Source organism: Ruminococcus sp. MSJ-25, from assembly GCF_018917825.1.
In the GTDB taxonomy this organism is placed as follows: Bacteria; Bacillota; Clostridia; order Oscillospirales; family Ruminococcaceae; genus Hominimerdicola; species Hominimerdicola aceti.
In genome coordinates this window covers 1-24,856 of sequence record NZ_JAHLPI010000009.1, presented here as the reverse complement: position 1 = coordinate 24,856, position 24,856 = coordinate 1, and the positions used below count along the sequence as shown (strand labels likewise).

23 protein-coding genes are annotated in these 24,856 nt (G+C 43.0%); 5 read left to right on the top strand and 18 right to left on the bottom strand.

Annotation, left to right across the window (positions count from 1 at the left end):
* Positions 1-38 precede the first annotated feature (38 nt).
* The 9 genes from KQH97_RS02370 to KQH97_RS02330 all read right to left on the bottom strand — a co-directional run bounded on the left by KQH97_RS02370 (position 39) and on the right by KQH97_RS02330 (position 9,858).
* Complete coding sequence (locus KQH97_RS02370; RefSeq protein ID WP_216552481.1) at positions 39-1,334, bottom strand: IS4 family transposase; 1,296 nt, start codon at positions 1,332-1,334, stop codon at positions 39-41.
* A 319-nt stretch (positions 1,335-1,653) separates the two neighbouring features.
* Positions 1,654-3,069 carry an SGNH/GDSL hydrolase family protein gene (locus KQH97_RS02365; protein WP_216552479.1) on the bottom strand — a complete coding sequence of 472 codons (1,416 nt, stop codon included), beginning with the start codon at positions 3,067-3,069 and terminating at the stop codon, positions 1,654-1,656.
* A 142-nt stretch (positions 3,070-3,211) separates the two neighbouring features.
* Positions 3,212-5,170, bottom strand: a complete 1,959-nt coding sequence (pulA, locus tag KQH97_RS02360; RefSeq protein ID WP_216552477.1) for a type I pullulanase — start codon at positions 5,168-5,170, stop codon at positions 3,212-3,214.
* 43 nt (positions 5,171-5,213) lie between these two features.
* Entirely contained in the window at positions 5,214-6,086 is an 873-nt protein-coding gene (locus KQH97_RS02355; protein ID WP_022288452.1) for a phosphatidylserine decarboxylase, read from the bottom strand.
* A gap of 107 nt (positions 6,087-6,193) precedes the next feature.
* Positions 6,194-6,823, bottom strand: coding sequence for a phosphatidylcholine/phosphatidylserine synthase (locus KQH97_RS02350; RefSeq protein WP_216552475.1), 630 nt, complete (start codon positions 6,821-6,823; stop codon positions 6,194-6,196).
* Between the two features lie 14 nt (positions 6,824-6,837).
* The gene (locus KQH97_RS02345) at positions 6,838-7,926 is read right to left on the bottom strand and encodes a lysylphosphatidylglycerol synthase transmembrane domain-containing protein (protein ID WP_046440115.1); all 1,089 of its coding nucleotides are present in this window, start codon (positions 7,924-7,926) and stop codon (positions 6,838-6,840) included.
* A 62-nt stretch (positions 7,927-7,988) separates the two neighbouring features.
* Complete coding sequence (locus KQH97_RS02340; protein ID WP_253286345.1) at positions 7,989-8,951, bottom strand: phospho-N-acetylmuramoyl-pentapeptide-transferase; 963 nt, start codon at positions 8,949-8,951, stop codon at positions 7,989-7,991.
* Between the two features lie 187 nt (positions 8,952-9,138).
* Positions 9,139-9,555 carry a putative toxin-antitoxin system toxin component, PIN family gene (locus tag KQH97_RS02335; protein ID WP_046440078.1) on the bottom strand — a complete coding sequence of 139 codons (417 nt, stop codon included), beginning with the start codon at positions 9,553-9,555 and terminating at the stop codon, positions 9,139-9,141.
* A gap of 3 nt (positions 9,556-9,558) precedes the next feature.
* Positions 9,559-9,858, bottom strand: coding sequence for a type II toxin-antitoxin system RelB/DinJ family antitoxin (locus KQH97_RS02330; RefSeq protein WP_046440079.1), 300 nt, complete (start codon positions 9,856-9,858; stop codon positions 9,559-9,561).
* A 184-nt stretch (positions 9,859-10,042) separates the two neighbouring features.
* On the opposite strand from KQH97_RS02330, the gene KQH97_RS02325 reads away from it, so the two are divergent.
* The 4 genes from KQH97_RS02325 to KQH97_RS02310 all read left to right on the top strand — a co-directional run bounded on the left by KQH97_RS02325 (position 10,043) and on the right by KQH97_RS02310 (position 15,392).
* Entirely contained in the window at positions 10,043-11,017 is a 975-nt protein-coding gene (locus KQH97_RS02325) for a biotin--[acetyl-CoA-carboxylase] ligase (protein ID WP_216552471.1), read from the top strand.
* A 316-nt stretch (positions 11,018-11,333) separates the two neighbouring features.
* Positions 11,334-11,810 (top strand): NAD(P)H-dependent oxidoreductase subunit E, encoded by a 477-nt coding sequence (locus KQH97_RS02320; protein ID WP_022288457.1) that lies wholly within the window; start codon positions 11,334-11,336, stop codon positions 11,808-11,810.
* 1 nt (position 11,811) lies between these two features.
* Positions 11,812-13,704 (top strand): NADH-quinone oxidoreductase subunit NuoF, encoded by a 1,893-nt coding sequence (gene nuoF / locus KQH97_RS02315; protein WP_216552469.1) that lies wholly within the window; start codon positions 11,812-11,814, stop codon positions 13,702-13,704.
* Between the two features lie 8 nt (positions 13,705-13,712).
* Positions 13,713-15,392, top strand: coding sequence for a [FeFe] hydrogenase, group A (locus KQH97_RS02310; RefSeq protein WP_216552467.1), 1,680 nt, complete (start codon positions 13,713-13,715; stop codon positions 15,390-15,392).
* A gap of 65 nt (positions 15,393-15,457) precedes the next feature.
* On the opposite strand, the gene KQH97_RS02305 is transcribed toward KQH97_RS02310, so the two are convergent.
* The 9 genes from KQH97_RS02305 to leuC all read right to left on the bottom strand — a co-directional run bounded on the left by KQH97_RS02305 (position 15,458) and on the right by leuC (position 24,115).
* Positions 15,458-16,612, bottom strand: a complete 1,155-nt coding sequence (locus tag KQH97_RS02305) for an AI-2E family transporter (RefSeq protein WP_216552465.1) — start codon at positions 16,610-16,612, stop codon at positions 15,458-15,460.
* A gap of 57 nt (positions 16,613-16,669) precedes the next feature.
* The gene (locus KQH97_RS02300; RefSeq protein WP_022288461.1) at positions 16,670-17,248 is read right to left on the bottom strand and encodes a hypothetical protein; all 579 of its coding nucleotides are present in this window, start codon (positions 17,246-17,248) and stop codon (positions 16,670-16,672) included.
* Positions 17,249-17,275: 27 nt separating this feature from the next.
* Complete coding sequence (gene ilvB / locus KQH97_RS02295) at positions 17,276-18,967, bottom strand: biosynthetic-type acetolactate synthase large subunit (protein ID WP_216552463.1); 1,692 nt, start codon at positions 18,965-18,967, stop codon at positions 17,276-17,278.
* Between the two features lie 65 nt (positions 18,968-19,032).
* The gene (locus KQH97_RS02290) at positions 19,033-19,998 is read right to left on the bottom strand and encodes a PP2C family serine/threonine-protein phosphatase (protein ID WP_022288463.1); all 966 of its coding nucleotides are present in this window, start codon (positions 19,996-19,998) and stop codon (positions 19,033-19,035) included.
* A 34-nt stretch (positions 19,999-20,032) separates the two neighbouring features.
* A complete protein-coding gene (leuB, locus tag KQH97_RS02285) occupies positions 20,033-21,115 on the bottom strand; it encodes a 3-isopropylmalate dehydrogenase (RefSeq protein WP_118059861.1) in 1,083 nt (360 codons plus the stop codon).
* 1 nt (position 21,116) lies between these two features.
* Positions 21,117-21,791, bottom strand: coding sequence for a hypothetical protein (locus tag KQH97_RS02280; protein WP_216552462.1), 675 nt, complete (start codon positions 21,789-21,791; stop codon positions 21,117-21,119).
* Positions 21,792-21,864: 73 nt separating this feature from the next.
* On the bottom strand, positions 21,865-22,344 hold the full coding sequence (leuD, locus tag KQH97_RS02275; RefSeq protein ID WP_022288466.1) for a 3-isopropylmalate dehydratase small subunit: 480 nt from the start codon (positions 22,342-22,344) through the stop codon (positions 21,865-21,867).
* 27 nt (positions 22,345-22,371) lie between these two features.
* Positions 22,372-22,761: a hypothetical protein gene (locus KQH97_RS02270; protein WP_022288467.1), complete on the bottom strand. Its 390-nt coding sequence runs from the start codon at positions 22,759-22,761 to the stop codon at positions 22,372-22,374.
* A 91-nt stretch (positions 22,762-22,852) separates the two neighbouring features.
* Positions 22,853-24,115: a 3-isopropylmalate dehydratase large subunit gene (leuC, locus tag KQH97_RS02265; protein ID WP_216552460.1), complete on the bottom strand. Its 1,263-nt coding sequence runs from the start codon at positions 24,113-24,115 to the stop codon at positions 22,853-22,855.
* 374 nt (positions 24,116-24,489) lie between these two features.
* Here leuC and KQH97_RS02260 point away from each other — a divergent pair, with 374 nt between their 5' ends.
* The gene (locus KQH97_RS02260) at positions 24,490-24,663 is read left to right on the top strand and encodes a hypothetical protein (RefSeq protein WP_022288469.1); all 174 of its coding nucleotides are present in this window, start codon (positions 24,490-24,492) and stop codon (positions 24,661-24,663) included.
* Positions 24,664-24,856: the final 193 nt, after the last annotated feature.

Sequence of the window (24,856 nt, the reverse complement as noted above, 5' to 3'; positions counted from 1 at the left end):
GCATTTATTTTCCATAAAATCAAGTATAGGGTAAAAAATCATGCTATTATGTAAATGAAGTATGCAGCGTGTTTTTGAGAAGGAGCACGAGGATTGTTCTTACCAGTGCGAATGGGAAGGATATCAGCTGCGATGAGAACTTCAACACTAGACAGAGGCACCCTTTTTAAAAGGAAATTACGGCAAACATGTACAGCATGGGAGAAATTGATCCTGTAAGACCACTTTCTATCATTGGGCTGAACGGCAGTATTGGAAACGGCAAGTTCAGAAAAATTGTACATTATCAACCGAGCATAAATTTCTTGAAGGATGCTCTCTGTCTTTTTTGCGTGAAAATATCTAAGCCCCACGGTGTATTTAAGGTCTCGGAAAGATGTTTCAATGCCCCAACGCATGGAGTAAAGCATTTTAAGGTCATCAGAAGAAAAAAGATCTTCAGATAAATTTGTAGCAATTACTTCATAGCTGTCATCTGATATTTTAAAGCGAACAATCCGTACAGGCAACTCATAAATAACAGTAGGCTCTGATTTTTTGTTTTTTGAAGGAACAAAATCAAAGGTACAGCTTGAAGAGATGAACTTCAAGTATGGATCGCTTAGCAATTGCTTTTTGATAGCATTTGTCTGCTTACGAACAAGTTTGAAAGTAATTAACTTATCAAACTCACCCTCAGGCAGATCAAGAACTGACATAATACAATTCTTGGAATCACGGATCCTTATGAGAAAATTTTGACCTGCTTCATTAAAATGTGCAAAAGTATTGTAAGATTCATAACCTCTGTCAGCAATAACAATGATTTGCTCAAGATCTATAAAATGGCGCTGTGCCATGGAGAGAAGAGCGCTGTGCTCATTAGAACAGTGCTTTTTCTGTATAATAACATCAGTGTAAATATGGGATAAAAGATCATACAAGGCATTGAGATGTAGCATGTTATATGGCTTAGAACCAGTCTTTCCAGAAATAAACGAATCAGCATCGCTCTTATTTGTCGGAATATGTATATCTGAACCGTCACATGCAAGAAGACTGAAACCCTTAAAAAGCTTAATTTCAGAAGAAAGAGCATTAAATTTGTCAAACAGAGAGCCAAAAGCTTCAGATCTGATTTTTGCGCGAGCTTGAACAAAGGCAGATTTAGTTGGAATATTGGTAGAATAGTCAAAGTAATTCAAGAGTTCATGAGAAAGAGATGAACTTTCCATTGTTAAAAGGCACTTAAAAATATCTTGAGGAGAGATCTTGCTCGAACGAGTAAAATCTCTTTTGGGAGAGATAAAACAAGTATTACGCTCAGAACAAACATGTTTAATAGCTGTTATCAATTTTTTCTTAATCTGCCGACATATTTCATAATGAAACCCTCCTTGAAATGGGAAAACATATACCTACTTCAAAGGGTTTCATTGTCTAAAGACAATGAAACCGCAGATTTTCTGCGGTTTGTCAACTGGTTTTCGCTATGTTTTACAATTTATTAAGATTTTCCGGTGTTCTTGTCAAAAAAAAGAACCCACACTTTTTTCGTGTGAGCTCCTTTTTTAGCTTAATGATATTGGCAAAAAAATTCGGCAATTTTTTTCAGACCAAACAAAAAACCACCGCACAAAGCCTTACCTCTGTGCGGTGTAAATATCTACTTTATTACTTCCTCTTAGAAACCACCAAAGCTGCACCTGCAAGTGCTGCCAGACCTACGCTGATGCCCACTGCCGCATCTGTATTAGGGTTTTTGGTGCTGTTAGGATTTGTCGTTGTCTTTGATGATGAAGCCGCTGCGCTGCTGTCATTTGTTGCTTCAGAAGAAGCCTCGGAAGATGACTCCTCTGCTTTGCTCTCGCTGCTCTCCTCACTTGACGACTCCTCAACAACGTTATTGAACTCAACGTCGTCGTCCTTTGTCATTTCGTCAACGCCGTCGTTAACCAACTCAACTCTCTCCCAGCCGTAAATGCCTTCAATAGCATATGTAAGCTCATAAGCTGCTGTCTTCTGTGAAACAGCTGATGGGTGATAGTCAACTGCATAACCATTGTTTTCGCTGTCCTGAACGCTGAACTGGAAAACTGATACCTTGCTGTCGCCTGTTTCAGTCTTATAAGTGTCAACTGCATCTGTAATAGAAGGATAAAGCTCCTGTCCCATAATACCGAGTGTACAAAGTATCTCAGAATTTGGATTCTTAGCTCTTATCTCCTTGAGGAAATTTACATAGCCCTTTTCAAACTCAGCACACTTATCAGGGTCACCCTTTGTGTATGAGTTATCGTTTGTACCAAGATTTACAACGATAAGCTCAGGCTGATACTGTGAGAAATCCCAATCATAATTAGCTGTCTGCTCACCGTCGAACCAGCTCCATGTAAAGCAGAACTTATCATAGAAATTTGGCACAAGCAGTGCGTCATTTATCTTGCCGTTGCCTGAATAACCAGAGATCACACCTGCTCCGCTTACTGATACAAAGCTGTAGTCAGCGCCAAAATTCTGTGCTGCCTTGTAAGCATATGTCTTTGCGGCGTTCTCGTTGTAGATAGAAAATGACTTTCCAAGTGGATCGTCAACGCCGTATCCACAAGTGATAGAGTCACCAATAAACTCGATAGAATGCTTTGCTGCCTCTGTTGGCTGTGGCTTGCCGTCTACCTCAAAGCTGTCAATTGCGATAACGCTCTGTGCAGCTTCTGAAAGCTTTATGAGCTTAACTGTGCTTTCGCCCTCAGGAAGCTCTACCTCAACTGCGTTTGTCTTCTTATTTTTTATGTAGCCCTGCTTAACAAGCTTGCCGTTTACAAATACGCCAATTCTTGCCTCACCTACACTGCCGTTTACATTGAAAACAGCCTTTGTGCCTGTGCATTTGAACTCGATACCGCTTGCAGAATAGCCAAGTATCGTTGTGTCGCCCTTTCTGTAAGTACGACCGATAAGCTTAACATTATCGCTTGTTGCCTCATAAGAGGTGAGCTTGTCCGTTGCTTCTGTGTCTGCCATGGCTGTCATTCCCATGCAGCCTGCTGCAATAGCTGCAGCACAAAAGCCTGCAAAAAACTTCTTCATACTATGATTTCCTCCGTTTTTTAATTTTTTTGTGTCTTTTGCCTTAATATTTCTCGATCCAATAATTTAATTATACTCTATCTGCAAGATATATACATTAATTTATTGTTAATGTTTATTCGTCATTTTATTAACAAGACTGTTAGATATTCTTTATCCTCTTATAAACCACAGCCGACAGCGGTGGACAGACAAAGCTGCTTGAAACAGGCTGTTTGTTCATCTTGCCGTTTTCGTCAAGCCTGAGATAAAAGCTTCCCTCAGGCAGACCAAAGCCCCTGTTCTCGTAATATGGATTAAGTGCGACAACATAGCATTGTCCGTCTTTTTCAAGCTTCCAGCTTACGCAGTTCCAATCGTCATTGTGCATAAAATGAAGATGTGCGTTCACGTCCTCTTTAGTGTTCATTCGGAAAAGCGGACTTCCCTTTCTAAGCCTTATAAGAGCCTTGTAATACTCAAAGACCTCTTTATATTCAAGCTTCCTGTTCCACTTTATGGAGTTAGTGTAGTCAGGCGCATTGTAGCTGTCATGTGAATAGATATTCACATCGTTTGGCTCTTCGCCCTCTTTAAGTATCCTCGGCTTTGACCTAAGGAAATCCTGACCAAGCTGTATGAACGGCATGCCCTGTGAAAGTATCACTATCGCCGCCGCAAGCTTATCCATTTTTATCCTTACGTCCTCGCTGTCATTCTTTGCCGATATACAAAGCTTGTCCCACAAAGTATTGTTGTCATGAGCCTCACAGTAATTCACCGCCTGAGTAGGTTCAAAAGCCCAGCAAGCTTCTTTTGCGTCATTTATCTGATAGTGTGGCACAGAGCCGGCTATACCACGCCTTAGAGTAGAAGCCGCATTTCTGTTTCCGCTGACAAAGCCCTTGTCATATGGATTGAAAGTACCGCCCTTAATGGAATCTCTGATGTTATCGTTGAAAAGTCCAACTCTTCCAAACTGATATGAATTCCATTTATATGCAAGCCTGTCAGCAGGGAGCGGTGACTCTCCTCCCGTCCAGCCCTCACCATACATTAATATCTGAGGGTCTATCTTGTTAAGCTCGTCCCTTACGATGTTCACAGTTTCAATATCGTGAAGCGCCATAAGGTCAAAGCGGAAGCCGTCTATCTTATATTCCGTTGCCCAAAATCTGAGAGAATCTATCATGAATTTTCTCATCATCATATGGTTTGAAGCCGTTTCGTTTCCACAGCCCGAGCCGTTTGAAAAAGAGCCGTCATTTCTTATTCTATGATAATAATATGGGAAAGAACGCTCAAAAGCTGACTCCTCGGTATAGTAAGTGTGATTGTATACCACGTCCATTACAACGCCAATGCCGTTCTCGTGAAGTGCCATAACAAGCTGTTTGAACTCTCTTATCCTGCACTTAGGGTCATAAGGGTCTGTGGAATATGACCCCTCAAGGCAGTTGAAGTTCTTAGGGTCATAACCCCAGTTATATTGATTGAGCCAGGGCTTGCTCTCGTCCACAGTGGCATAATCTTCCACAGGAAGCAGGTGAACATGGGTTATGCCAAGCTCTTTGAGATGCTCGATACAGGTGTTCACACCCTGATATTTTGTACCCTTATCGGCAAAAGCCACATACTTACCTCTATGCTCAGGAGCAACGCCTGATGAACTGTCCGCAGAAAAATCTCTGACGTGGCACTCATATACCACTGCGTCGCAGGCATTTCTGCACTTAGGCTTCTTGACCTTGTCCCAGCCCTCAGGGTCGGTGGTCTTGAAATTCACCACCGCACCAACGTTTCCGTTGACTCCGCAGGCTTTGGCATAGATATCTATAGTTTCATGCCTTGTTTTGTGGTCAAACTCAAATGTATAGGTATAAAAAACACCGTCAAGGTCACGGAGTATCTCCACATACCAAACACCGTGGTCAAGCCTTTCCATAGGCAGGCTTTCAAGACGGCTTTTGCCCTCGCCGTCAAGATACAGATTAAGATAAACTCCCGTTGCAAGCGGCGACCATGTTTTGAACACAGTTTTGCCCTCTTTCATGACCGCACCCAGATCGTTTCCTATATATTGATTATCTCTGTCGAACTGTTCATAATTCAATCTGTACATCAACCATGCCCCTTGCCTATATTTTTTTACGTCTTAGATATTTTTACTTCAGACTTTCGCCAAGCACCGAGCCTTGAAGAAGCTTAGTTTCAAAGCCCTCCCTCGTATTTTTAAGCAGGTCATCGCAAAGCTTTACCTTGTCCTTTTCAAGAAGCAGCAGGATAGTTGAGCCGCCAAACTCGAAATATCCCTTTTCTTCGCCCTTTGTGACCTTTACGCCCCCCTCAGTGTGCAGATTAGTTATCCTGCCCACCATAAGAGCACCGACTTCCATTTGAATAATATCTCCGAACTGCTCCGTTCTTATCATGCAATATTCTCTGGAATTTTCCTTGAAAACAGGCAGATAATTGTTCACCACAGGGTTCACAGTGTGAAGAATACCATTTATCTTTCTGTTGTGGCTCTTCACACCGTCTGCACAATAGCAATAGCGGTGATAATCGTCCACTGAAAGTCTGATGATAACTGCATAGCCGCCCTCATAACGCTTTGCAAGCTTGCTGTCCCTGAGAAGCGAGGCGGTATTATACACTGCGTTCTTTATAATAAAGGTATCAGACTGTGTTATCTTATAAGCTGTGACCTTGCCGTCTGAAGGTGACACCAGCAGATTCTTGTCCTTAGTGATAAAACGTCTGCCAGGCTTTATTTTTCTTGTGAAAAAATCATTGAATGAGCGATACATTCTTTCCTCATAGTCAAACATATCTATTCCGTTTTTTTCTGCAAAACCGAAAATAAAAGGCACTGAGAACTTGCTGTCAAGTATCACTCTTGCACACTTTGAAAATATCGGACAGCCGAGAAATTTCATAAGCGCCCTGCCCATTGCCGAGCTGTAGGCAGCCGCAAGAAAGCTATCCTGAGATGTGGTCTGTTCGTATTCTCTGCCCTGTCTGTCACGATATTTCATCTGTTTCTCTCCTTTTATTTACATTATTGTAGGGGACGACACCCCCGACGTCCTGTTTTTCACACACCTGTCCGGCAAAAACATTTCCCATTCAGGTAACTTTTATCTTAGATTATATGCTGCATTTTAAGATAGCCGAGAAGGATTATCGAACCTATAGTAAAGAGTATCAGCACGCCTTTCATGGAAAGCTTCTTGACATTTATTTTCAATACAAAGAGTATTGAAATAAGTATCATAAAGCTATGGAAAACAAATGGAAAAATATTTCTCGGTATATTGTGCTGACCCATGAACAGCAGAGGAAGTATCATAGCAACTGTTGTAACAGGCAGACCCTTATATTCTTTTCTGTTCTCTGTTGTGTTTCTCTGACGCTCTTCCTCCATAACGTTGAAGTAGCCAAGTCTGATAACAGCGCCCAGAACTATCATAATGCTTGCGATAAGACGAAGCGGATAAACTGAATTGTAGTGATAGCCTATGACAGCAGGGAAAACACCGAAGCAAACAAGGTCGCACAGTGAGTCGATCTGTATGCCGAACACCTTTTCATGCTCTGTTCTGTTTTTCATGCTTCTTGCTATCTTGCCATCAAAAAGGTCGCAGATACCCGAAAGAAGCAGGCAGAGAAAGGCTATGGACATATGATTTTCAAAGACCTGAGTGATCCCGAACACTGACGAAACAAGTCCTATGTATGTGAGTATTACCGAATAATTATAAAAACCGATCATTTTTTCTTTTCCTCTCATTCTTTTTCGACTTCTTTTTTAACTTCCTGCGACCCCTCAAGACCATTCTTCTTATCATTCCTCATAACGATAAAATGAGCCACAAACGTTACCAATGCGCTCATTATCAGCAGTAAATAGAAGCTGAGTCCACGGCTCAGCAGCATTGCAGGCTTTACAAGCTCTGCGGTGAAAATGCTCATGAACATATATGTGAAGCAGCCCTCTGTTACGCCTGCCGCACCAGGCAATGGCAGCATTTCAACTGCAACGCCTATCATAGTCTGAAGTGCAATAATATTCCAAAAACCTGTTCCGCTAAGGCCGTAGGACTTATACACAATCCATGTGACAGCCAGTAGGAACAGCCTCTGCACCAGTGTGATAAGAAAAATATTTATCACAGTATGTACATTGCTCTTTATATATTCCGAACCGATCATGTAATTGTCGCAGATACGCTTTATTTTGTTTATGTATTTTTCGTTGTTCTTTTCTTTGAGTATCCTTATGCGTGTCAGAAGATTTATAAGCTTTATGCCCATTTTTCTCGCCCACAAAGGCTTATAGAAAATAAACACAAGCCCTGCGATATAGGCGATATTCAATATAAAGCCGATAAGCAGAAGCCACCAAAGCCGTCCCACATGAAGCTTTATAAAGCCAAAGTTGAAAAGCAGGAACGCCACTGCAAGAAGCACCTGCACAGCCTTGAAAGCTATGGTGATGATAAGCATTATCAAGGTGGAAAAGCCTATCTTTATGCCGTCTTTCTTCATGTAATACATCTGCGCAGGCTGTCCGCCGGAAGCAGACGGCGTTATACAGCTAAAGAAAAAGCCTATAAACGAATATTTCAAACAACGCCTGAAAGGAGTTTTTACTTCAAAAAGCCTCAGCATATACTTTATTATGACCGACTCCCCTGCCACATAGCAGAACACGCACACAGCACCCACTGCAAGCCAGCTTTTCTTTGCAAGGTGAAGATCCGCCACTATGTCGGAAAATTCTTCTCCTCTGAAAAGCAGTCTGACTGTCAGCCAGCCTATGACCACAATAAAGAATATATTAAGAACATATTTCAGGTTCTTTTTTATTTTCATCATCTCCGAATTTTCAGCCTGTCCATTAAAAGGTCAGACCGTTTTTGTCCCACACATATTTTTTACAGCACGAATGCCATAAAGCACAGATTTACTATTATCTGCAAAATTGTAAATCTTATTACTACCTGAGTATCAGACCAGCCCTTGTTCTTTCTTGCATGGTCGTGAAGAGGAGTTCTTATGCCCTCCATAAAATTCTTTATTTTCAGGAAACGTCTGAAAGAAAGCTTGAGAAGTCCAAGTCCGCCGTCAAGTATGATAACTATAGCCATAGGGATAAATGCGAACGGTGCGGCAGTTTTTAAGAACATCACAGCAAGGAAAACGCCCAGCGCTCTCGAGCCTGCGTCACCCATGAGCATCTGGCTAGGCGAGCAGTTGAACCACAGATAAGCTGCAAGCGTCACGAACATTATCATAGGAAGGAGCATATCAGCCGCACCACTCTTTGTCACCATAAATGAAAGTGGCAGAAGAACTGTCATGACCAGCGAGCCGCATAGCCCGTCAACGCCGTCTGTACAGTTTGTAACGTTTATAGCCGTCCAAACGAGGACGCCTGCAAGGATGATGAACAGCGGTGCAGGGATAGTGAAAGTGGAATCTGTGATATAAAGCTTCACCTGCGAGCCGTTATAAAAATAGTATGTAAACGCAATGCCAAGAGATATAACAAGGTCGATAAGACCTTTTTTCAGGTTGCCCCAAGGAGTTTCAGCAGCATCGTCAAAATATCCGCTGAGCATGGCGGCATACACAAGCACGAGATAGATTATGTTCTCGATATCGAGAGGATAAAAAAGTGCTGTGCAAAGGGTAAAGGAAGTCACGAAGATAATTCCTGCGCCACGAGGCTTGCCCTCAGAAAGTGCGCCGTTCACAGCAAACGCTCTGCCCTGATCTTTAGGTAAAATGCGTTTGAAGAATTTCAGGCTGAAAAAAGCAATAAGAAAACTGCACAGCATTGGCACAAGCAGCACCAATGTAGTATTATTAGTCTTAGCCAAAAGGTTATAAAACATTGTCATCGTCCTTTTCTGTTTCAATTCATACATATACTATTATATTATACAACATAGCTGTGCAAAATGCAAATATTATTATCCGTCATTTTGCACAATTTTTTCTTAATGGTTTCTTAATGTGGAAAATTTAAGGTAAGTGCCAAGCAAAACAAAATGCACAGCCCATATAAGACTGTGCATAAGTTCATTCTGTTTCATTCAATATGTTCATCATTTCTGACGGCGTAACAATAAAATCTTTCATTGGATAATGTTTCTTATTTCCCGTGACAACATAAGCATTATTATCACGCTTTTCCATTGCTACCTCGTAGAAAATAAGGTCGTCCATATCCACGAGTATCTCCCCTGTCGGTTTCGGGTCAACTTTAATTCCATTTGAAATAATAGAATTTATCATTGTTTGGATAGTTTCAGCTTTTAGGTGAAACTTAGGTCTGTTCAAGACTTCCGCATATTCATCTATTATGTCATCATGAAACAGCGGCGTTATCCTGCCGTCAAGCACCTCACGAAGCACCATACACGGCGGAGATTGCGAATTTTTAGTGATAAGAGCAGATACGATAACATTTGTGTCAATAACAGCGCAGACTTTCATTTATCATTTTCTCCTGTTCTTTCTCACTTCTGCTATTTCAGCGTTTATCTCGTCCAAAGACATTTCAGGGACGTCAGTTGCCTGCTCTCTAAGCTTTTCAAACGCTTCAAGTCCCTCTGCTCTTGTAACAGCATTTTCAGGAAGAACTGTTTCAAATGGTATTCCACGCACCATTTTGCTACGCACCATAAACATTCTGAAAGCTGTAGGAAGATCCATTCCTAATGCACTGTATATCTCGCTTACCTCATTTTTAAGGTCACTGTCAACACGGAATTGAACTAAAGTCTGATTTTTTGCCATACAAAACACCTCCAAATATATTAAAATGTATGTGTTTATCTTTCAATTATATTATATCATCATTTATATATATTGTCAACACAGTACACTACAAAATACATTATCATGAAAAAATATATTTGCTCCTAAAGATTGAAAAAAACATTATTTTGTGCTATAATTATCTCATTAAGGAGGCATTTTTATGGCAATAAAAGACAAAGTGCTGGAACTTCTCGACGATAACAAGGGCAAATATCTTTCAGGCGAACAGCTTGCTGACACGCTGGGCTGTACCCGTGGGGCTGTTTGGAAGGCTGTGAAAGCTTTGCAGGAAAACGGTTACCCTATCTCTGCGGTGACGAACAAGGGCTATTCCCTTGATGAAAACACCGATATACTTTCCCTTGCAGGCATAAAAAAATATCTTGACCCTGACCGTCAGGGACTTGAAATAGAGGTGTATAAGGAAGTAACTTCCACTAATCTGGTACTCAAAGACTATGCAAATCAGGGTGTGTCCGAGGGCAGGATAGTCATTGCAGGTATGCAGACGCAGGGGCGTGGAAGGCTTGGACGTTCTTTCTTCTCGCCCTCTGATTCGGGACTTTACATGAGCATTCTTCTCCGCCCTGACATGGCTGCGGCTGACGCTGTTAAGATAACCACTGCTGCTGCAGTTTCAGTTGCGCTTGCTGTGGAAAAGGTCAGCGATCAGAAGCCTGACATAAAGTGGGTGAACGACATTTACATAAACGGCAGGAAGATATGCGGAATACTCACGGAGGCTTCTTTCAGCATGGAAAGCGGCGGACTTGACTACGCTGTGCTTGGTATCGGTGTGAACACCTACGAGCCGGAAGGCGGTTTTCCTGAGGCAATAAGAGATATCGCAGGACCGATATTCCACGAAAGAAAAAGCGATATGCGAAACAGGATAGCCGCAGAGATAATAAACAATTTCATGCGTCTTTATGACAGCTTTGAAGAAAACAGCTTTTACCCGGAATACAGAAAACGCTTGCTGTGGGTAGGCGAGAAGATAAACGTCATAAGAGGAAGCGAAAAAACTCCTGCCACAATGCTTGGGGCTGATGAGGACTGCCGCCTGCACGTCAGATATGAGGACTGCAGAGAAGAATATATTTCCTCAGGAGAGATAAGTATTCGCAAGGCTTAACATAATATACGAAATGTTAGGTATATCTAATGAAACAAACGTCTATGATTTTTTATAATTAATTCAGTTTATCAAATAATATCAGCAGGTCGAGTCATTGAGAAATGGCTCGATTTTTTGTGCATTATAACTATATAAACGTTTTCGTTTATGTGTATTTCTACAAGTTAGTCAATGCTTATTCTAATTATATATAGCCCATGTAAATAAAAACATTATTCATTTTGTGTCATATAGTATATAATTATAGTTGACAGTATGTCTTGATTATTGACTTTGTAATCAAATTTAACTTTAATTATATGGAGGAAATTTTATGACAAAAGAATTTGATTATTCACCGATCGACAAAATTCTTGAAAATCATGAAAAAACAGCGGTCATAGCCATATTGCAGGATATTCAGGAGATATATCACTATCTTCCAAAGGAAATATTCCCATATCTTGCAAAAAAGCTTGGCACAGGCGAAGCAAGAATATACAGCGTTGCGACCTTTTATGAGAATTTTTCTCTCGAACCAAAGGGCAAATACGTTATCAAATGTTGTGACGGCACTGCCTGTCATGTAAGAAAATCTATACCTATTCTCGAATATCTCAGAGGAGAGCTTGGTCTTAGCGAGAAGAAAACCACCACTGACGACCTGATGTTCACAGTGGAAACTGTCTCATGTCTTGGTGCTTGTGGACTTGCCCCTGTTCTCACTGTGAATGATGTTGTTCACCCTGAGATGAATCCTGACAAGGCTGCGGCTCTGCTTAAGGAACTGAGAGAAAAGGAGGCTGAATAATATGCTGCTGAAAACAAAATACGATCTTGACAACGCCCGTGAACAGTATGGTAAGCTTGTTGACAAGCAGGCTAGAAAAGTGCTTGTTTGCGCTGGTACAGGCTGTGTTGCAGGCGGTTCGCTGAACATATACCAGAAGCTTATCGAAACTATCTCCGCAAAGGGATTGGAGTGCGTGGTGGCACTTGCTGACGAGCCACATGATGATGATATCCACGATGGCGCTATCGGCGTAAAAAGAAGCGGCTGTCACGGCTTCTGCGAAATGGGTCCACTTGTTAGAATAGAGCCGGAGGGCTGGCTTTACACTAAGGTAAAGCTTGACGATGTTGACGAGATAGTTGACAAGACTATCTGCAATGGCGAGTGCGTTGAAAGACTGTGCTACAAGAAAAACGGTGAGATATATCGCCAGCAGTCAGAAATACCATTCTATAAGATGCAGCAGCGTATCGTTCTTGAACACTGCGGCCACATTGACGCTACTTCCATAAAGGAATATCTTGCTATAGGCGGCTATAGAGCTTTTGAAAAGGCACTTCTCGATATGTCCCCTGAGGATATCCTCAACGAAATGACAGAATCTAATCTTCGTGGACGTGGAGGCGGAGGATTCCCTCTTGGCAGAAAGTGGGCAAGCGTTGCAAAGCAGAAAAGCCCTACAAAATACATAGTCTGCAATGGTGACGAGGGCGACCCTGGCGCATTTATGGATCGTTCTATCATGGAGGGCGACCCACACAGACTTCTTGAAGGAATGATGATAGCCGGTATCGCAACAGGCGCGAAAGAGGGATATATCTACGTTCGTGCGGAATATCCGCTGGCAGTATCACGTCTTAAGGGTGCGATCGCACAGGCTGAGCAGTTTGGTCTGCTTGGTGACAATATACTCGGCACAGATTACTCATTCAGAATACATATAAACCGTGGTGCAGGCGCATTTGTTTGCGGTGAAGGCTCTGCCCTGACGGCTTCTATCGAGGGCAAGCGTGGTATGCCTAGAGTTAAGCCGCCAAGAACTGTTGAACATGGTCTTTTCAACGAGCCTACAGTTCTCAACAACGTTGAAACGCTTGCCAACGTGCCTGTTATCATAAACAACGGTGCAAAATGGTTCAGGAGCATAGGCCCTGAGAACTCCCCTGGAACAAAGGCTTTCGCTCTTACTGGCAACATCTCGAACACCGGTCTTATTGAAGTGCCAATGGGAACTTCTCTCAGAAAGGTAATATTCGATATCGGCGGCGGCATGAGAGGTGACGGAAAGTTCAAGGCTGTTCAGATAGGCGGTCCGTCAGGCGGCTGTCTTGTTACGCCTAACCTCGATATCCAGCTTGACTTTGACTCGCTGAAAAAAGTCGGTGCTATGATCGGCTCAGGCGGACTTGTTGTTATGGACGATAAGTCCTGTATGGTAGAAGTTGCAAGATTTTTCATGAATTTCACCCAGAACGAGTCCTGCGGAAAGTGCGTTCCGTGCCGTGAGGGTACAAAGAGAATGCTTGAGATACTTGAGCGTATCGTAAATGGTAACGGTCAGGAGGGGGATATCGAACTGCTTCTTGAGCTTGCCGACACTATCTCCTCAACTGCTCTCTGCGGTCTTGGAAAGACGGCTGCATTCCCTGTTGTATCTACAATAAAAAACTTCCGTGAGGAATATGAAGCTCACATAAGAGATAAGAAGTGTCCATCAGGCAACTGCAAGAAGCTTGTGACATATCAGATCGACCCTGAGATATGCAAGGGCTGTTCAAAGTGTTCAAGAGTCTGTCCTGTGGGTGCGATCAGCGGCGAGATCAAAAAGCCGTTCAAGATCGACACCTCTAAGTGCATAAAGTGCGGAGCTTGTATTTCCAACTGCCATTTCAAAGCTGTCAAGGAGGTTTAATTTTAGCTATGAATAAAGAGTTTATGATAATCGACAATATCCCCGTTGCTATAAACGGTGAAAAAAATCTGCTTGAGCTTATCAGAAAGGCAGGCATCGAGCTTCCTACATTCTGTTACTATTCTGAGCTTTCAGTATACGGTGCCTGCAGAATGTGCATGGTGGAAAACAAGTGGGGTGGCATGGAAGCCGCTTGCTCAACTCCTCCGAGAAACGGTATGGAGATATACACAAACACACCAAGGCTGAGAAAATACCGCAAGATGATATTGGAACTTCTTCTTTCAACTCACTGCGGCGAATGTACGACCTGCGATAAAAACGGCAAGTGCAAATTGCAGGAGCTTGCCGCAAGATTTGATATCCACAGGGTACGTTTTGACAATCCAAAGTCCAAGCCTTGTATCGATGATTCTTCTGTATCTATCACTAGGGACGCCAACAAGTGTATCCTCTGCGGCGACTGCGTAAGAGTGTGCAACGAGGTACAGAACGTTGGTGCAATAGATTTTGCATTCAGAGGTTCAAAAATGAAGGTAGCCTGCTCATTTGACAAGCCTATAGGCGATTCAAACTGCGTTGGCTGCGGTCAGTGTGCGGCAGTCTGTCCAACAGGCGCTATAATCATAAAGAACGACAGCCACAGGCTTTGGAAAGAGCTTAATCAGGAGGACACTATTGCAGTGGCTCAGGTAGCTCCAGCTGTAAGAGTTGCAGTGGCAAAAGAGTTCGGCTACAACGGTGAGAACGTTATGGGCAAGATAGTTGCAGCACTTAGAAGAATAGGCTTCAACTACATTTTTGACACATCTACAGCCGCAGACCTCACTGTTATGGAAGAGTCAAAGGAGTTTGCAGACAGGCTTGCAAACGGCGGAAAGCTCCCGCTGTTCACATCATGCTGTCCTGCATGGATAAAGTATGCTGAGAACGAGTATCCTGAGATACTGCCTAACATTTCCACTTGCCGCTCACCAATGCAGATGTTTGCTTCCGTAATAAACGAGAAGTTCAAGGGCGAAGGCAAGAAGATACTTTCTGTTGCTGTTATGCCTTGCACTGCCAAAAAGGGCGAAGCCGCAAGAGATGAGTTCAAGAACGAGAACGGCAAACCACTGGTTGATTTTGTCATCACAACTCAGGAGCTTATCATGATGATAAAAGAAGCCGGTATCGTGTTCAACGAGATAGAGCCGGAAGCTGTTGATATGCCGTTCGGCACTATGACAGGCGCAGGTGTTATCTTTGGTGTAACAGGCGGTGTAACAGAAGCAGTTATCAGACGTGTTTCTACAGACAAGTCACTCGCTTCCCTGAGAAATCTTGCATTCGAGGGCGTAAGAGGCTTCGAGGGCATAAAGGAGCTTGAAGTACCTCTTGGCGACAAGGCTATCAAGGTCTGCGTTGTAAACGGACTTCGCAATGTTGAAGTCATAATGAACAGAATGAAAGCCGGCGAGCATTTCGACCTTATCGAAGTTATGGCTTGTCCAAACGGCTGTATAGGCGGCGCAGGTCAGCCAAAGGCTACTATCGACGAGAAGAAAGAGCGCAGTGTTAATCTTTACAATGCTGACAAGCTTTGCACTTTGAAGCGTTCAGAAGAAAATCCGCTTATGGATAAGCTTTATGAGGGTATCCTCAAGGGCAGAGAGCATGAACTGCTTCATGTAAGCTATGTAAAATAACAAAATAGCATAAATAGCGAAAGGCTGCACGAAACTGTGCAGCCTTTTTTTGACGGATTATTTTATTATGATATATCCTCCACCTTGACAGCTCTCTTTTCATTTCTGTAGTTGACTACCTCTCCAAAAGTGCAGTATATAACAGAGAACACAGGAACAGCGATGAACATTCCGAATATGCCGAAGAGGTTTCCGCCTATGGTGATAGCGAAAAGTGTCCATAGTGACGGCAGACCAACCGAGTTTCCTACCACCTTTGGATAGATAAGATTGCCCTCGATAGCCTGAATAATGAACATGAACACCAAAAACAGCACAGCCTGCTTGAAATCCGTCACGCAGATAAGCAGGAAGCCCACCACATAGCCAAGAAAAGCTCCCACTATAGGGATAAGTGCAGTGCAGGCAACGAGTATGGCAATAAGCACCGCATTCGGGAAACGGAAGATAGCCATTCCAATACCGCAAAGGGAGCCGAGGATAATGGCTTCCGTGGTCTGACCCACAAGAAAGTTCGCAAAAGTGTCGATAGAGCGACGGCATATACGGCTTATGCGGTCGGTGATACGATTGCTGAGAAAAGCACAGCTTATGCGCTTGCACAGGTCTTTGAGCCGCTCTTTTGCGGCAAGCATATAGACCGCAAAGCAAATGCCCAAGAAGAAGTTCACAAGACCTGAGAAAAGATCTGTCACAAAGCTTACTGTTGAACTGAGTGTGTTCAAGATCACAACGCCGTCTTTCAGCCAGCTTGTAACCTTATCGATAATATCAGCAGTGCTTATATTCATTCTGTCAAGCCACCCTGCTATCTCAGGGGAATTGTTGAGCTTGTTGGAAATATTTGAAATAAGTACAGGGATATCGTCTGAAAGCTGAGAGAAAGTCTTTATGAGCGCAGGGATAATAAGCCAGCACACAAGTGCCACAACGCCTAGGCAAAGCAGAAAGGTCAGCACTATAGAGCATGGTCTTTTCAGCGTTTCCACAGTTTTGGCATATTTCTCTTTTTTAGGCTTCTTAAAAAGCCTCTTTTCAATGCCTGACATTGGCACATTCAGGATAAATGCGATTATACAGCCAAATATAACAGGCTTCAAGACCCCGATCATTACGCCCAGAAGTCTAAAAAACTTATCATAGTTGGTCAATCCCCAAAAAAGCACTACGCCAAGAACCACAAGGGCTGCATTTTCTTTGAATTTTTTTGTGAATTTCATTAGTTTCTCCTTACAAAAACGAGCTGTACAGCCTTTGCCGTACAGCTCTCAAATCGCTTAGAAATTAGTGTTAAGGCTGAGATACTGTCCGCTCTGATAAAGATAGATCAGATATACCACAGACGCATAGATAGTTACAACAAGCACCACCAATGTTGTAAATGCGGCGAGAATGTTCAGTATCGGGATAAACGCAACAACAAGGCACACTGCCATGACAATAAGGCAGGTCTTGTTTACATTCCACACATGGTCGCCCTTGTTTGCAAGGCCGTAGTTCTTCACGTCCCTCAGCAGGTCGCCTGTTGATTTGCAGATATAGTAAAGCACCGCTATGTTCATTACATTGCCAGCAAAACTCAGAACACTTGATATCGCATTATTGTCAATAAATGTGTCAACTATTGAAAAGATAAGATCAGCCACTGTGAAAACAAGAGCTGTCTGATAACCATTATGGTCTTTTGAAGCTTCAAGTATTCCCCATACGTTGAAAATAGTTGCGGCTACGGTACAAGTCATCAAAAGGAGTGCACCTATCCCCGGTATAAAAGCAAGCGGAACTCCTATAACACCTATGATCTTTGCCAGAAACACCTTTTTGATACCGCTTGCAGCATTTGGATATTTTACCATTTTATTACCCCCCTATATTTCGATTTCTTAATCAAGTTCGATATTCATTATCGGCTGTGAAACGTCTGCGCCAGCAGGTACCATTGGAAGAACGTTTATATCCTTATTGATGATAACGTCCACAAGGCAAGGCTTACCGCATTTGAGTGCCTTTTCAAGCATTGGCTTTATCTCGGATTTCTTTTTTATCCTTATGCCCTCAACGCCAAATGCGTCGGCAAGCTTCATAAGGTCTGTTCCTCTTTCGATATTCGTCTGAGAAAATCTCTTGCCGTAGAAAAGTCTTTGCCACTGTCTTACCATTCCGAGAACGTCATTCTCGAAAACAAGCTCAATAAGCGGTATCTTATGCTTTGCAAGTGAAGAAAGCTCGTTGCAGTTCATGAAGAAGCTTCCGTCGCCTGCGATGTTTACTACAGTTCTGTCAGGGTTGCCCACCTTTGCGCCCATTCCTGCGCCAAAGCCGTAGCCCATTGTACCAAGTCCGCCGCTTGAAGCAAAGCTTCTTGGACACTTGAAGTTATAATACTGTGCAGCCCACATCTGATGCTGACCGACTTCTGTGGAGATGATAGCCTTGCCGTCTGTAAGTCTGTCAAGCTCCTCGATAACGTCCTGCGGAAGCACCTCGTCCTCGCTCTCAATAGGCACCATTCTCAGCGCATACTGCTTTTTCCAATCCATAACAGTATTCATCCAAGCCTCGTGCTTCATATCAGGAAGCAGCTCGCAAAGCTTTGCAAGGATATACTTAACGTCCCCAATAACATGGCTGTAAACGTCAATATTCTTGCCTATCTCGGCAGGGTCTATATCAATATGTATGATCTTCTTATCCTTTGCAAATGTCTTAGCGTTGCAAAGAACTCTGTCGGAAAATCTCGAGCCAAGAACTATCATAAGGTCACATTCGCTGAGCGTCATAGCGGCTGTCTTTGTGCCGTGCATACCAAGCATACCGATATAGCAGTCCTTAGTATTGTCAAGTGCGCACTGACCCATAAGTGACAATGAAACAGGTGCGTCCACTTTTCTTACGAACTCAGCCATTTCTTCTGTTGCGTCAGCAGAAACAACTCCGCCGCCTGCGTATATAAAAGGCTTCTCAGCATTCTTTATAAGCTCTGCCGCAGCAGCTATCTCCTCGTTTATGCCCTCAGGATTATGATTTACTACCTTCTTAGGCTCTTTCTTCTCATAGACCATAAGTGCGCCTGTGATATCCTTTGGTATATCTATAAGAACAGGACCCTTTCTGCCCTCGTTTGCAATATAGAAAGCTTCTCTGATAATGTCAGCAAGCTCCGCAGGATCTTTCACAATGTAGTTATGCTTTGTGATAGGCATTGTTATCCCGCAGATATCTACCTCCTGAAAAGAGTCAAGACCAAGCAGATCTCTTGTTACGTTTCCTGTGATAGCCACCATAGGGATAGAATCCATATAAGCTGTGGCGATACCTGTTACAAGGTTCGTAGCACCCGGACCTGAAGTTGCGATAACAACACCCGTTCTGCCTGTTGTTCTTGAATAACCGTCAGCCGCATGGCAGGCAGCCTGCTCATGGGCGGTGATAACATGGTGTATCTTATCAGAATATTTATACAGCGAGTCATATATGTTTAGAACTGCTCCGCCCGGATAGCCGAACACTGTATCGACGCCCTGCTCCAGCAAACATTCAATTATAACGTCTGAGCCACGTAACTCTTTCAACATTTTTTATTTCCTCCAAATTACAAAATACATCTAAAATCATAAAAATATATCAATATATGATTATACTATATCTGCTTTAAAAAGTCAATACTTTCATTCATTTGGCTCATAAGCTCGTCCACCGTATCAGAGAAAAGCTTTGCCTGCTCGTCAGGCTTCTTTTCCTCTACAGCTTCCGCCTTTTCAGGCTTCTTACTTTCAAGCATATCCTGCACGCTCACTGTCTTTTCCACAGCCTTTTTTGCTGTGAGCGTTTTAAGCTCATGATCGTCAAGATAAGGCTTTATGCCCACAACGGAAACATTGTCAGTTCCGCCGTTTGTGAGAGCAAGCTCCATTATAGCGCCAAGCTTTTCAGAAACAGAAAGGTCAAGACCAAGCCCCACCACCATTTCTTCCTCAGAAACGTAATCCGACACGCCGTCTGACACTATGATTATCATATCGTCAGGTTCTTTGCCAAAATCAGCCACCAATGGTGTTTGTGCCACATCAGGTTCATTGAGAGTGCTGCCGATAGAAGATATTATGGCATTCTGATACTGTGGCTCAAGCTCTGACACGTCTTCTATCCTGCCATGCTCATACATATATCGTGCGTAGGATTGGTCAACGGATATCTGTCTAATAGTGCCGTTCACATAGCGGTACATTCTGCTGTCGCCAACGTTTATGCACATTGCTCTGCTTTCCTCGTCCACTGCAAGGCAACACAGGGTGGTCTGCATATTTGCAGCGTTTTCAGCCCTTACGCCCTGCTTTTTTATTTTGTTGTGAACATCGATAAGCGTTCTTTTCATATCCACCCCTGAATTATATTCAAGAATGGAAAGATGCCTTAAACAAAGCTCCGAGGCGACCTCTCCTGCATTTTCTCCACCAACGCCGTCGCAAACGGCTGCAATAAAAGGAGCAGCGACAGTTGATTCATAGCTGCCGCTGTTGATGACCTCGTGGTCTATTAAAATGCAGTCCTCATTCTGTTCACGGTAATTTCCCTTGTCTGTTATTCCGAAAATATAATAATACATTTATTATCACCGTCTGAAAACTGGTATCGTGCTGTTATATCATATCTGCAACAAGACTGCCCATTTCATTACAGCCAACGAGCTTCATGTCCTCTGACATGATATCCCCTGTTCTGTAGCCTGCTTCAAGGACTTTCTTGACAGCATTGTCGATAGCGTCTGCTTCCTTATCCATATCGAAAGAGAATCTCAGGAGCATTGAAGCTGAAAGTATAGTTGCGATAGGGTTAGCCTTATCCTGTCCTGCGATATCAGGTGCAGAGCCGTGGCTAGGCTCATACATACCGAACTTTGTGTCATTCAGTGAAGCGGAAGCCAGCATACCAAGCGAGCCTGATATCATAGCGGCTTCGTCTGAAAGGATATCGCCGAACATATTCTCTGTAAGGATAACGTCAAACTGCTTAGGATCTCTTACAAGCTGCATTGCGCAGTTGTCAACGAGCATATGCTCCAGCTCGACCTCAGGATAATCCTTAGCTACCTCGTTTACTACCTTTCTCCAAAGTCTTGAAGAATCAAGAACGTTAGCCTTATCAACGCTTGTAACTTTCTTTCTTCTCTTCATTGCGATGTCAAAGCCACGGATAGCAATTCTTCTTATCTCGTTTTCGTTATATGTAAGAGTATCAACGGCAGTTTCAACGCCGTCAACGTTCTCTGTCTTTCTTGCACCAAAATACAGACCACCTGTAAGCTCTCTCATTATCATCATGTCAAAGCCGTCGCCGATTATATCGTCCTTAAGAGGGCAAGCTTCTCTAAGCTCAGGATAAAGATTTGCAGGACGCAGGTTAGCGAACAGACCAAGCTCTTTTCTTATTTTCAGAAGTCCGGCTTCAGGTCTGAGGTTCGGAGCAAGCTTATACCATGGTGAAGTGGAAGTATTTCCGCCGATAGAGCCAAGCAGAACTGCGTCTGAGTTCTTTGCTATCTCGACAGCCTCGTCTGTAAGCGGAACGCCATATTTATCTATAGAACAGCCGCCCATAAGGATATCAGTATAAACAAACTTATGACCGAACTTTTCAGCAACCTTGTCGAGGACCTTCTGTGCTTCTGTTACTATTTCAGGACCTATCCCGTCGCCCTTTATAACTGTTATTTTCTTTTCCATGTTATTTTTCCTCCTCAGAATTTAAAGTCGAAACGCTTATCTCGCAGGAATAACTCTGCTTTTCGGCTGTCATGAACAAAATGCCTGTATAGACCGAACACTCGCCGTCAATAAGCTTCTTTTTGCAATAATCGTCAGCAGCCATGCCTTTGAGCTGATACTGCATATAACTGTCCGCCGTATCAGTGCCGTCAAAGTTCACCTGACTATAGTCTATCTCCTCGCCGTCCATATAATATGACCAGTAGTAAGACAAACCGTCAGAGCCTTTGACCTTTATGCTGTTGGGTGAAACAGTGCTGTCTATGCTTGCTTCGTCTATATTCGCCCAAAGTCCGTTGAAAGTGGAAAATCCAGCACCATTTATCTCAGGCTTATTGCAGGCAAAGGTCTTTGTTGAAACGCCTTTTTTATCGGTCTTTTCGTCCTTTTCCACAAGCACTATACTGCTGTTTGAAGCAGTTCCCCTTGCAAAACTGCCGCCAAGCTTTCTGTTTATCTCTGCAGAGCTTAGGGTCAGGTCTATCTTGCTGCCGTCCACCATTACCATAAAAGGCAGAAAATCCTTGCTGCTGTATTCAAATTTATTACTGCTCTCCTCTTTTTTCGAGCAGCCTGCGCTGCACACCAGCATTACCCCTGCTGCAAGTGCCGCAAATAGCTTTTTAGCTTTCATAGCTTCACCCCTTCATAGAAACAGTTCAAGGGCGACCCCTTTTGAGAGATCCCCCTTAAAGCTTCAAAATATCTTATTTAAGTGAGTTAAGAAGACCATTGCTGTTGATGATATTGATAAGAAACTCAGGGAACGACTGACCCTGATAAGTCTCATTCTTGGTCTTGTTTGTGATAACGCCACTGTCGAAATCTATCTCCACCTCGTCACCGTTATCTATCTTCTCGGCAGCTTCCTCGCACTCGATGATAGGAAGTCCGATATTTATAGCGTTTCTGTAGAATATTCTTGCGAATGTCTTTGCTATAACGCAGGATATCCCACTCGCCTTGATAGCAGCAGGCGCATGCTCTCTTGATGAACCGCAGCCGAAGTTGCTCTTTGCTACCATTATATCGCCCTTCTGAACGTTCTTTGCAAAGTCAACGTCAATATCCTCCATGCAATGCTGTGCAAGCTCCTGCATATCAGGTGTGTTGAGGTATCTTGCAGGGATAATAACGTCTGTGTCTACGTTATCCCCGTATTTATGTACTTTTCCGCAAGCTTTCATTATGAAAACCCCTTTCGTCAAACTTTATCAGCCCTGCTTGAACTCTGACGAATGGAATATATTTTCTCCTATCGCCTGTTTTCTAAGCTCTTCATATATCTTTTCAAGATACGGGCCGTCTATAGTATCCTTGTTTCTTGTAATAAAATAGCAGATCTTTACCTTGTGGAACATTCCCTCTTTAACGAGAGCATACACAGGTGTACCCCCGATATTGGAGGTATAAAAGGTATTGAAGCCCTTCTTGTCAATAAGAGCCTGCGTCATTTCCACGGTAAATGTATTTTTGTCATGGAGTTCCTGAATGATCTCGTCAGCCTTCTCCTCACGCTGATAGTCATTTAGTGAAGTTCCGTACTTCTTTGTAACAATACTAAGAAGTATATCGGAGAATATTTCCCTAAGATAATTTTTCATCTGTTCTCGCTCCCAAGTCGTATATGCGGTCATGCCGCATATCAATTATTCCCCCAACGCAAGATCTGTCAGCTGATTTTCTCCCCGAATATCACATAACTTCCGACGGCTGTGAGATCTTGCCTGTCACAGCTGAAGCGGCGGCAACGTAAGGTGAAGCCAGATAAACCTCTGATTCTGGGTGACCCATACGTCCCACGAAATTTCTGTTTGTTGTTGCAACGGCCCTTTCGCCCTTTGCAAGGATACCCATATGTCCGCCAAGACATGGACCGCAGGTAGGTGTAGAAACCGCACAGCCTGCATTTATGAATATCTCCAGCAGACCCTCTTTCATAGCCTGCATATATACCTTCTGTGTGGCAGGGATAACGATACATCTAACGTTCTTTGCCACCTTTTTGCCGTCAAGTATCTCAGCGGCACATCTCAGATCCTCTATCCTGCCGTTCGTACATGAGCCGATGACCACCTGATCTATCTTGACCTCCGGGATATCGTCAAATGTTCTTGCGTTCTCAGGCAGATGCGGGAAAGCGACTGTAGGCTTTATCTGGCTGAGGTCAATAGTGTATTCAGCCTCATACTCAGCGTCATCGTCAGCCTTGTATATCTTATACTCTCTGTCTACCTTATCCTTGATGTAATCAAGTGTAACATCGTCAACTGCAAATATGCCGTTCTTTGCGCCTGCTTCGATAGCCATGTTAGCCATGCAAAGCCTGTCCTCCATGGAAAGGTTTTTCAGACCCTCGCCTGAAAATTCCATAGACTTGTAAAGTGCGCCGTCAACGCCTATCATGCCGATTATATGAAGTATAACGTCCTTAGCGGCACTATACTTTGGAAGATTGCCTACGATATTGAACTTGATAGCGGCAGGGACTTTGAACCAAGTCTTTCCCTTTGCCATGCCTGCGCACATATCTGTTGAGCCGATACCTGTTGAGAATGCGCCAAGTGCACCATATGTACAAGTATGTGAGTCAGCACCGATAACGCAGTCGCCTGGAGCGACAAGTCCTTTTTCAGGAAGCAGAGCGTGTTCAATGCCCATATCGCCAACGTCGAAATAATTCTTTATGTCATACTTTGAAGCAAAATCACGGCAGGTCTTGCACTGTGTAGCGGATTTGATATCCTTGTTAGGTGCAAAGTGATCCATGACCATTGTGACCTTATTCTTATCGAAAACATCTGTGAAGCCCGCTTTATTGAACTCGTTTATAGCCACAGGTGACGTAACGTCGTTGCCGAGAACCAGGTCAAGGTTCGCCATTATAAGCTGACCTGCCTTGACTTCGTCAAGACCTGCGTGGGCTGCCAGAATTTTCTGAGTCATTGTCATACCCATTTAATATTACTCCTTACTATCAGATCTCAGAGCATACCAAGATCCTTTATTTTTTATACCCATTTATTATACCACTATTTTGATGTTAATGCAAATACATATTTATTATATATCTATGAATAATATTTATACTAAACGTTTGAGATATGAACATATCTCTTTTACATTTACATATAAAATTACATATAAAATGCGAAAATTTTAATCACATTTTAAACAATAGCACTGCGTATCAACTGAAATATCTTTCACAACATCACAAAATACTAACATTCACGGGAAAATACCGTCAACCCTCTTGACTTCATTTGCATGGCATAGCTGTTCTCTTACTGCAAAAAATAATATTACAAAGAAAAAAGGAGGAAACAGCAATGAAGATGAAGTCAATGATAACAGGCGTTTCAATGGCGATAGCCGCAGGAACAGTGGCTTATGCAGTCACAGAGGCGACATCAAGCGAAAAGAAAATGCTCAAAAGCCGCACAGGTCGTGCTATCAGAGCTATCGGTGACGTAATGGACGGCATTTCAATGATGATGAAATAGCCCTCATGGGGGCTGTAAAAAAAGTCCCCAAGAAAAAAAGGCTGCAATCTTGCCAAAAAGCAAGACAGCAGTCTTTTTTTGTGGTATAATAAATTTGATGAAAAAATACCAACAAGAATATAATACACCATATCAATTAAAATTTCCTATAGAAATTGAAAAAATTATTGAAACAACAGATCCGGTATATACA

What these genes read in the sequence shown, in the direction of transcription:
- KQH97_RS02355 (WP_022288452.1), bottom strand. Translation starts at nt 6,086, where the DNA reads ATGAAATATCGTGACAGACAGGGCAGAGAATACGAACAGACCACATCT.
- KQH97_RS02320 (WP_022288457.1), top strand. Translation starts at nt 11,334, where the DNA reads ATGACAAAAGAATTTGATTATTCACCGATCGACAAAATTCTTGAAAAT.
- KQH97_RS02335 (WP_046440078.1), bottom strand. Translation starts at nt 9,555, where the DNA reads ATGAAAGTCTGCGCTGTTATTGACACAAATGTTATCGTATCTGCTCTT.
- leuC (WP_216552460.1), bottom strand. Translation starts at nt 24,115, where the DNA reads ATGGGTATGACAATGACTCAGAAAATTCTGGCAGCCCACGCAGGTCTT.
- KQH97_RS02325 (WP_216552471.1), top strand. Translation starts at nt 10,043, where the DNA reads ATGGCAATAAAAGACAAAGTGCTGGAACTTCTCGACGATAACAAGGGC.
- ilvB (WP_216552463.1), bottom strand. Translation starts at nt 18,967, where the DNA reads ATGTTGAAAGAGTTACGTGGCTCAGACGTTATAATTGAATGTTTGCTG.
- KQH97_RS02270 (WP_022288467.1), bottom strand. Translation starts at nt 22,761, where the DNA reads ATGAAAAATTATCTTAGGGAAATATTCTCCGATATACTTCTTAGTATT.
- KQH97_RS02290 (WP_022288463.1), bottom strand. Translation starts at nt 19,998, where the DNA reads ATGTATTATTATATTTTCGGAATAACAGACAAGGGAAATTACCGTGAA.
- KQH97_RS02310 (WP_216552467.1), top strand. Translation starts at nt 13,713, where the DNA reads ATGAATAAAGAGTTTATGATAATCGACAATATCCCCGTTGCTATAAAC.
- KQH97_RS02330 (WP_046440079.1), bottom strand. Translation starts at nt 9,858, where the DNA reads ATGGCAAAAAATCAGACTTTAGTTCAATTCCGTGTTGACAGTGACCTT.
- KQH97_RS02365 (WP_216552479.1), bottom strand. Translation starts at nt 3,069, where the DNA reads ATGAAGAAGTTTTTTGCAGGCTTTTGTGCTGCAGCTATTGCAGCAGGC.
- KQH97_RS02350 (WP_216552475.1), bottom strand. Translation starts at nt 6,823, where the DNA reads ATGATCGGTTTTTATAATTATTCGGTAATACTCACATACATAGGACTT.
- nuoF (WP_216552469.1), top strand. Translation starts at nt 11,812, where the DNA reads ATGCTGCTGAAAACAAAATACGATCTTGACAACGCCCGTGAACAGTAT.
- KQH97_RS02260 (WP_022288469.1), top strand. Translation starts at nt 24,490, where the DNA reads ATGAAGATGAAGTCAATGATAACAGGCGTTTCAATGGCGATAGCCGCA.
- KQH97_RS02280 (WP_216552462.1), bottom strand. Translation starts at nt 21,791, where the DNA reads ATGAAAGCTAAAAAGCTATTTGCGGCACTTGCAGCAGGGGTAATGCTG.
- KQH97_RS02345 (WP_046440115.1), bottom strand. Translation starts at nt 7,926, where the DNA reads ATGAAAATAAAAAAGAACCTGAAATATGTTCTTAATATATTCTTTATT.
- KQH97_RS02305 (WP_216552465.1), bottom strand. Translation starts at nt 16,612, where the DNA reads ATGAAATTCACAAAAAAATTCAAAGAAAATGCAGCCCTTGTGGTTCTT.
- KQH97_RS02300 (WP_022288461.1), bottom strand. Translation starts at nt 17,248, where the DNA reads ATGGTAAAATATCCAAATGCTGCAAGCGGTATCAAAAAGGTGTTTCTG.
- leuB (WP_118059861.1), bottom strand. Translation starts at nt 21,115, where the DNA reads ATGGAAAAGAAAATAACAGTTATAAAGGGCGACGGGATAGGTCCTGAA.
- pulA (WP_216552477.1), bottom strand. Translation starts at nt 5,170, where the DNA reads ATGTACAGATTGAATTATGAACAGTTCGACAGAGATAATCAATATATA.
- leuD (WP_022288466.1), bottom strand. Translation starts at nt 22,344, where the DNA reads ATGAAAGCTTGCGGAAAAGTACATAAATACGGGGATAACGTAGACACA.
- KQH97_RS02340 (WP_253286345.1), bottom strand. Translation starts at nt 8,951, where the DNA reads ATGTTTTATAACCTTTTGGCTAAGACTAATAATACTACATTGGTGCTG.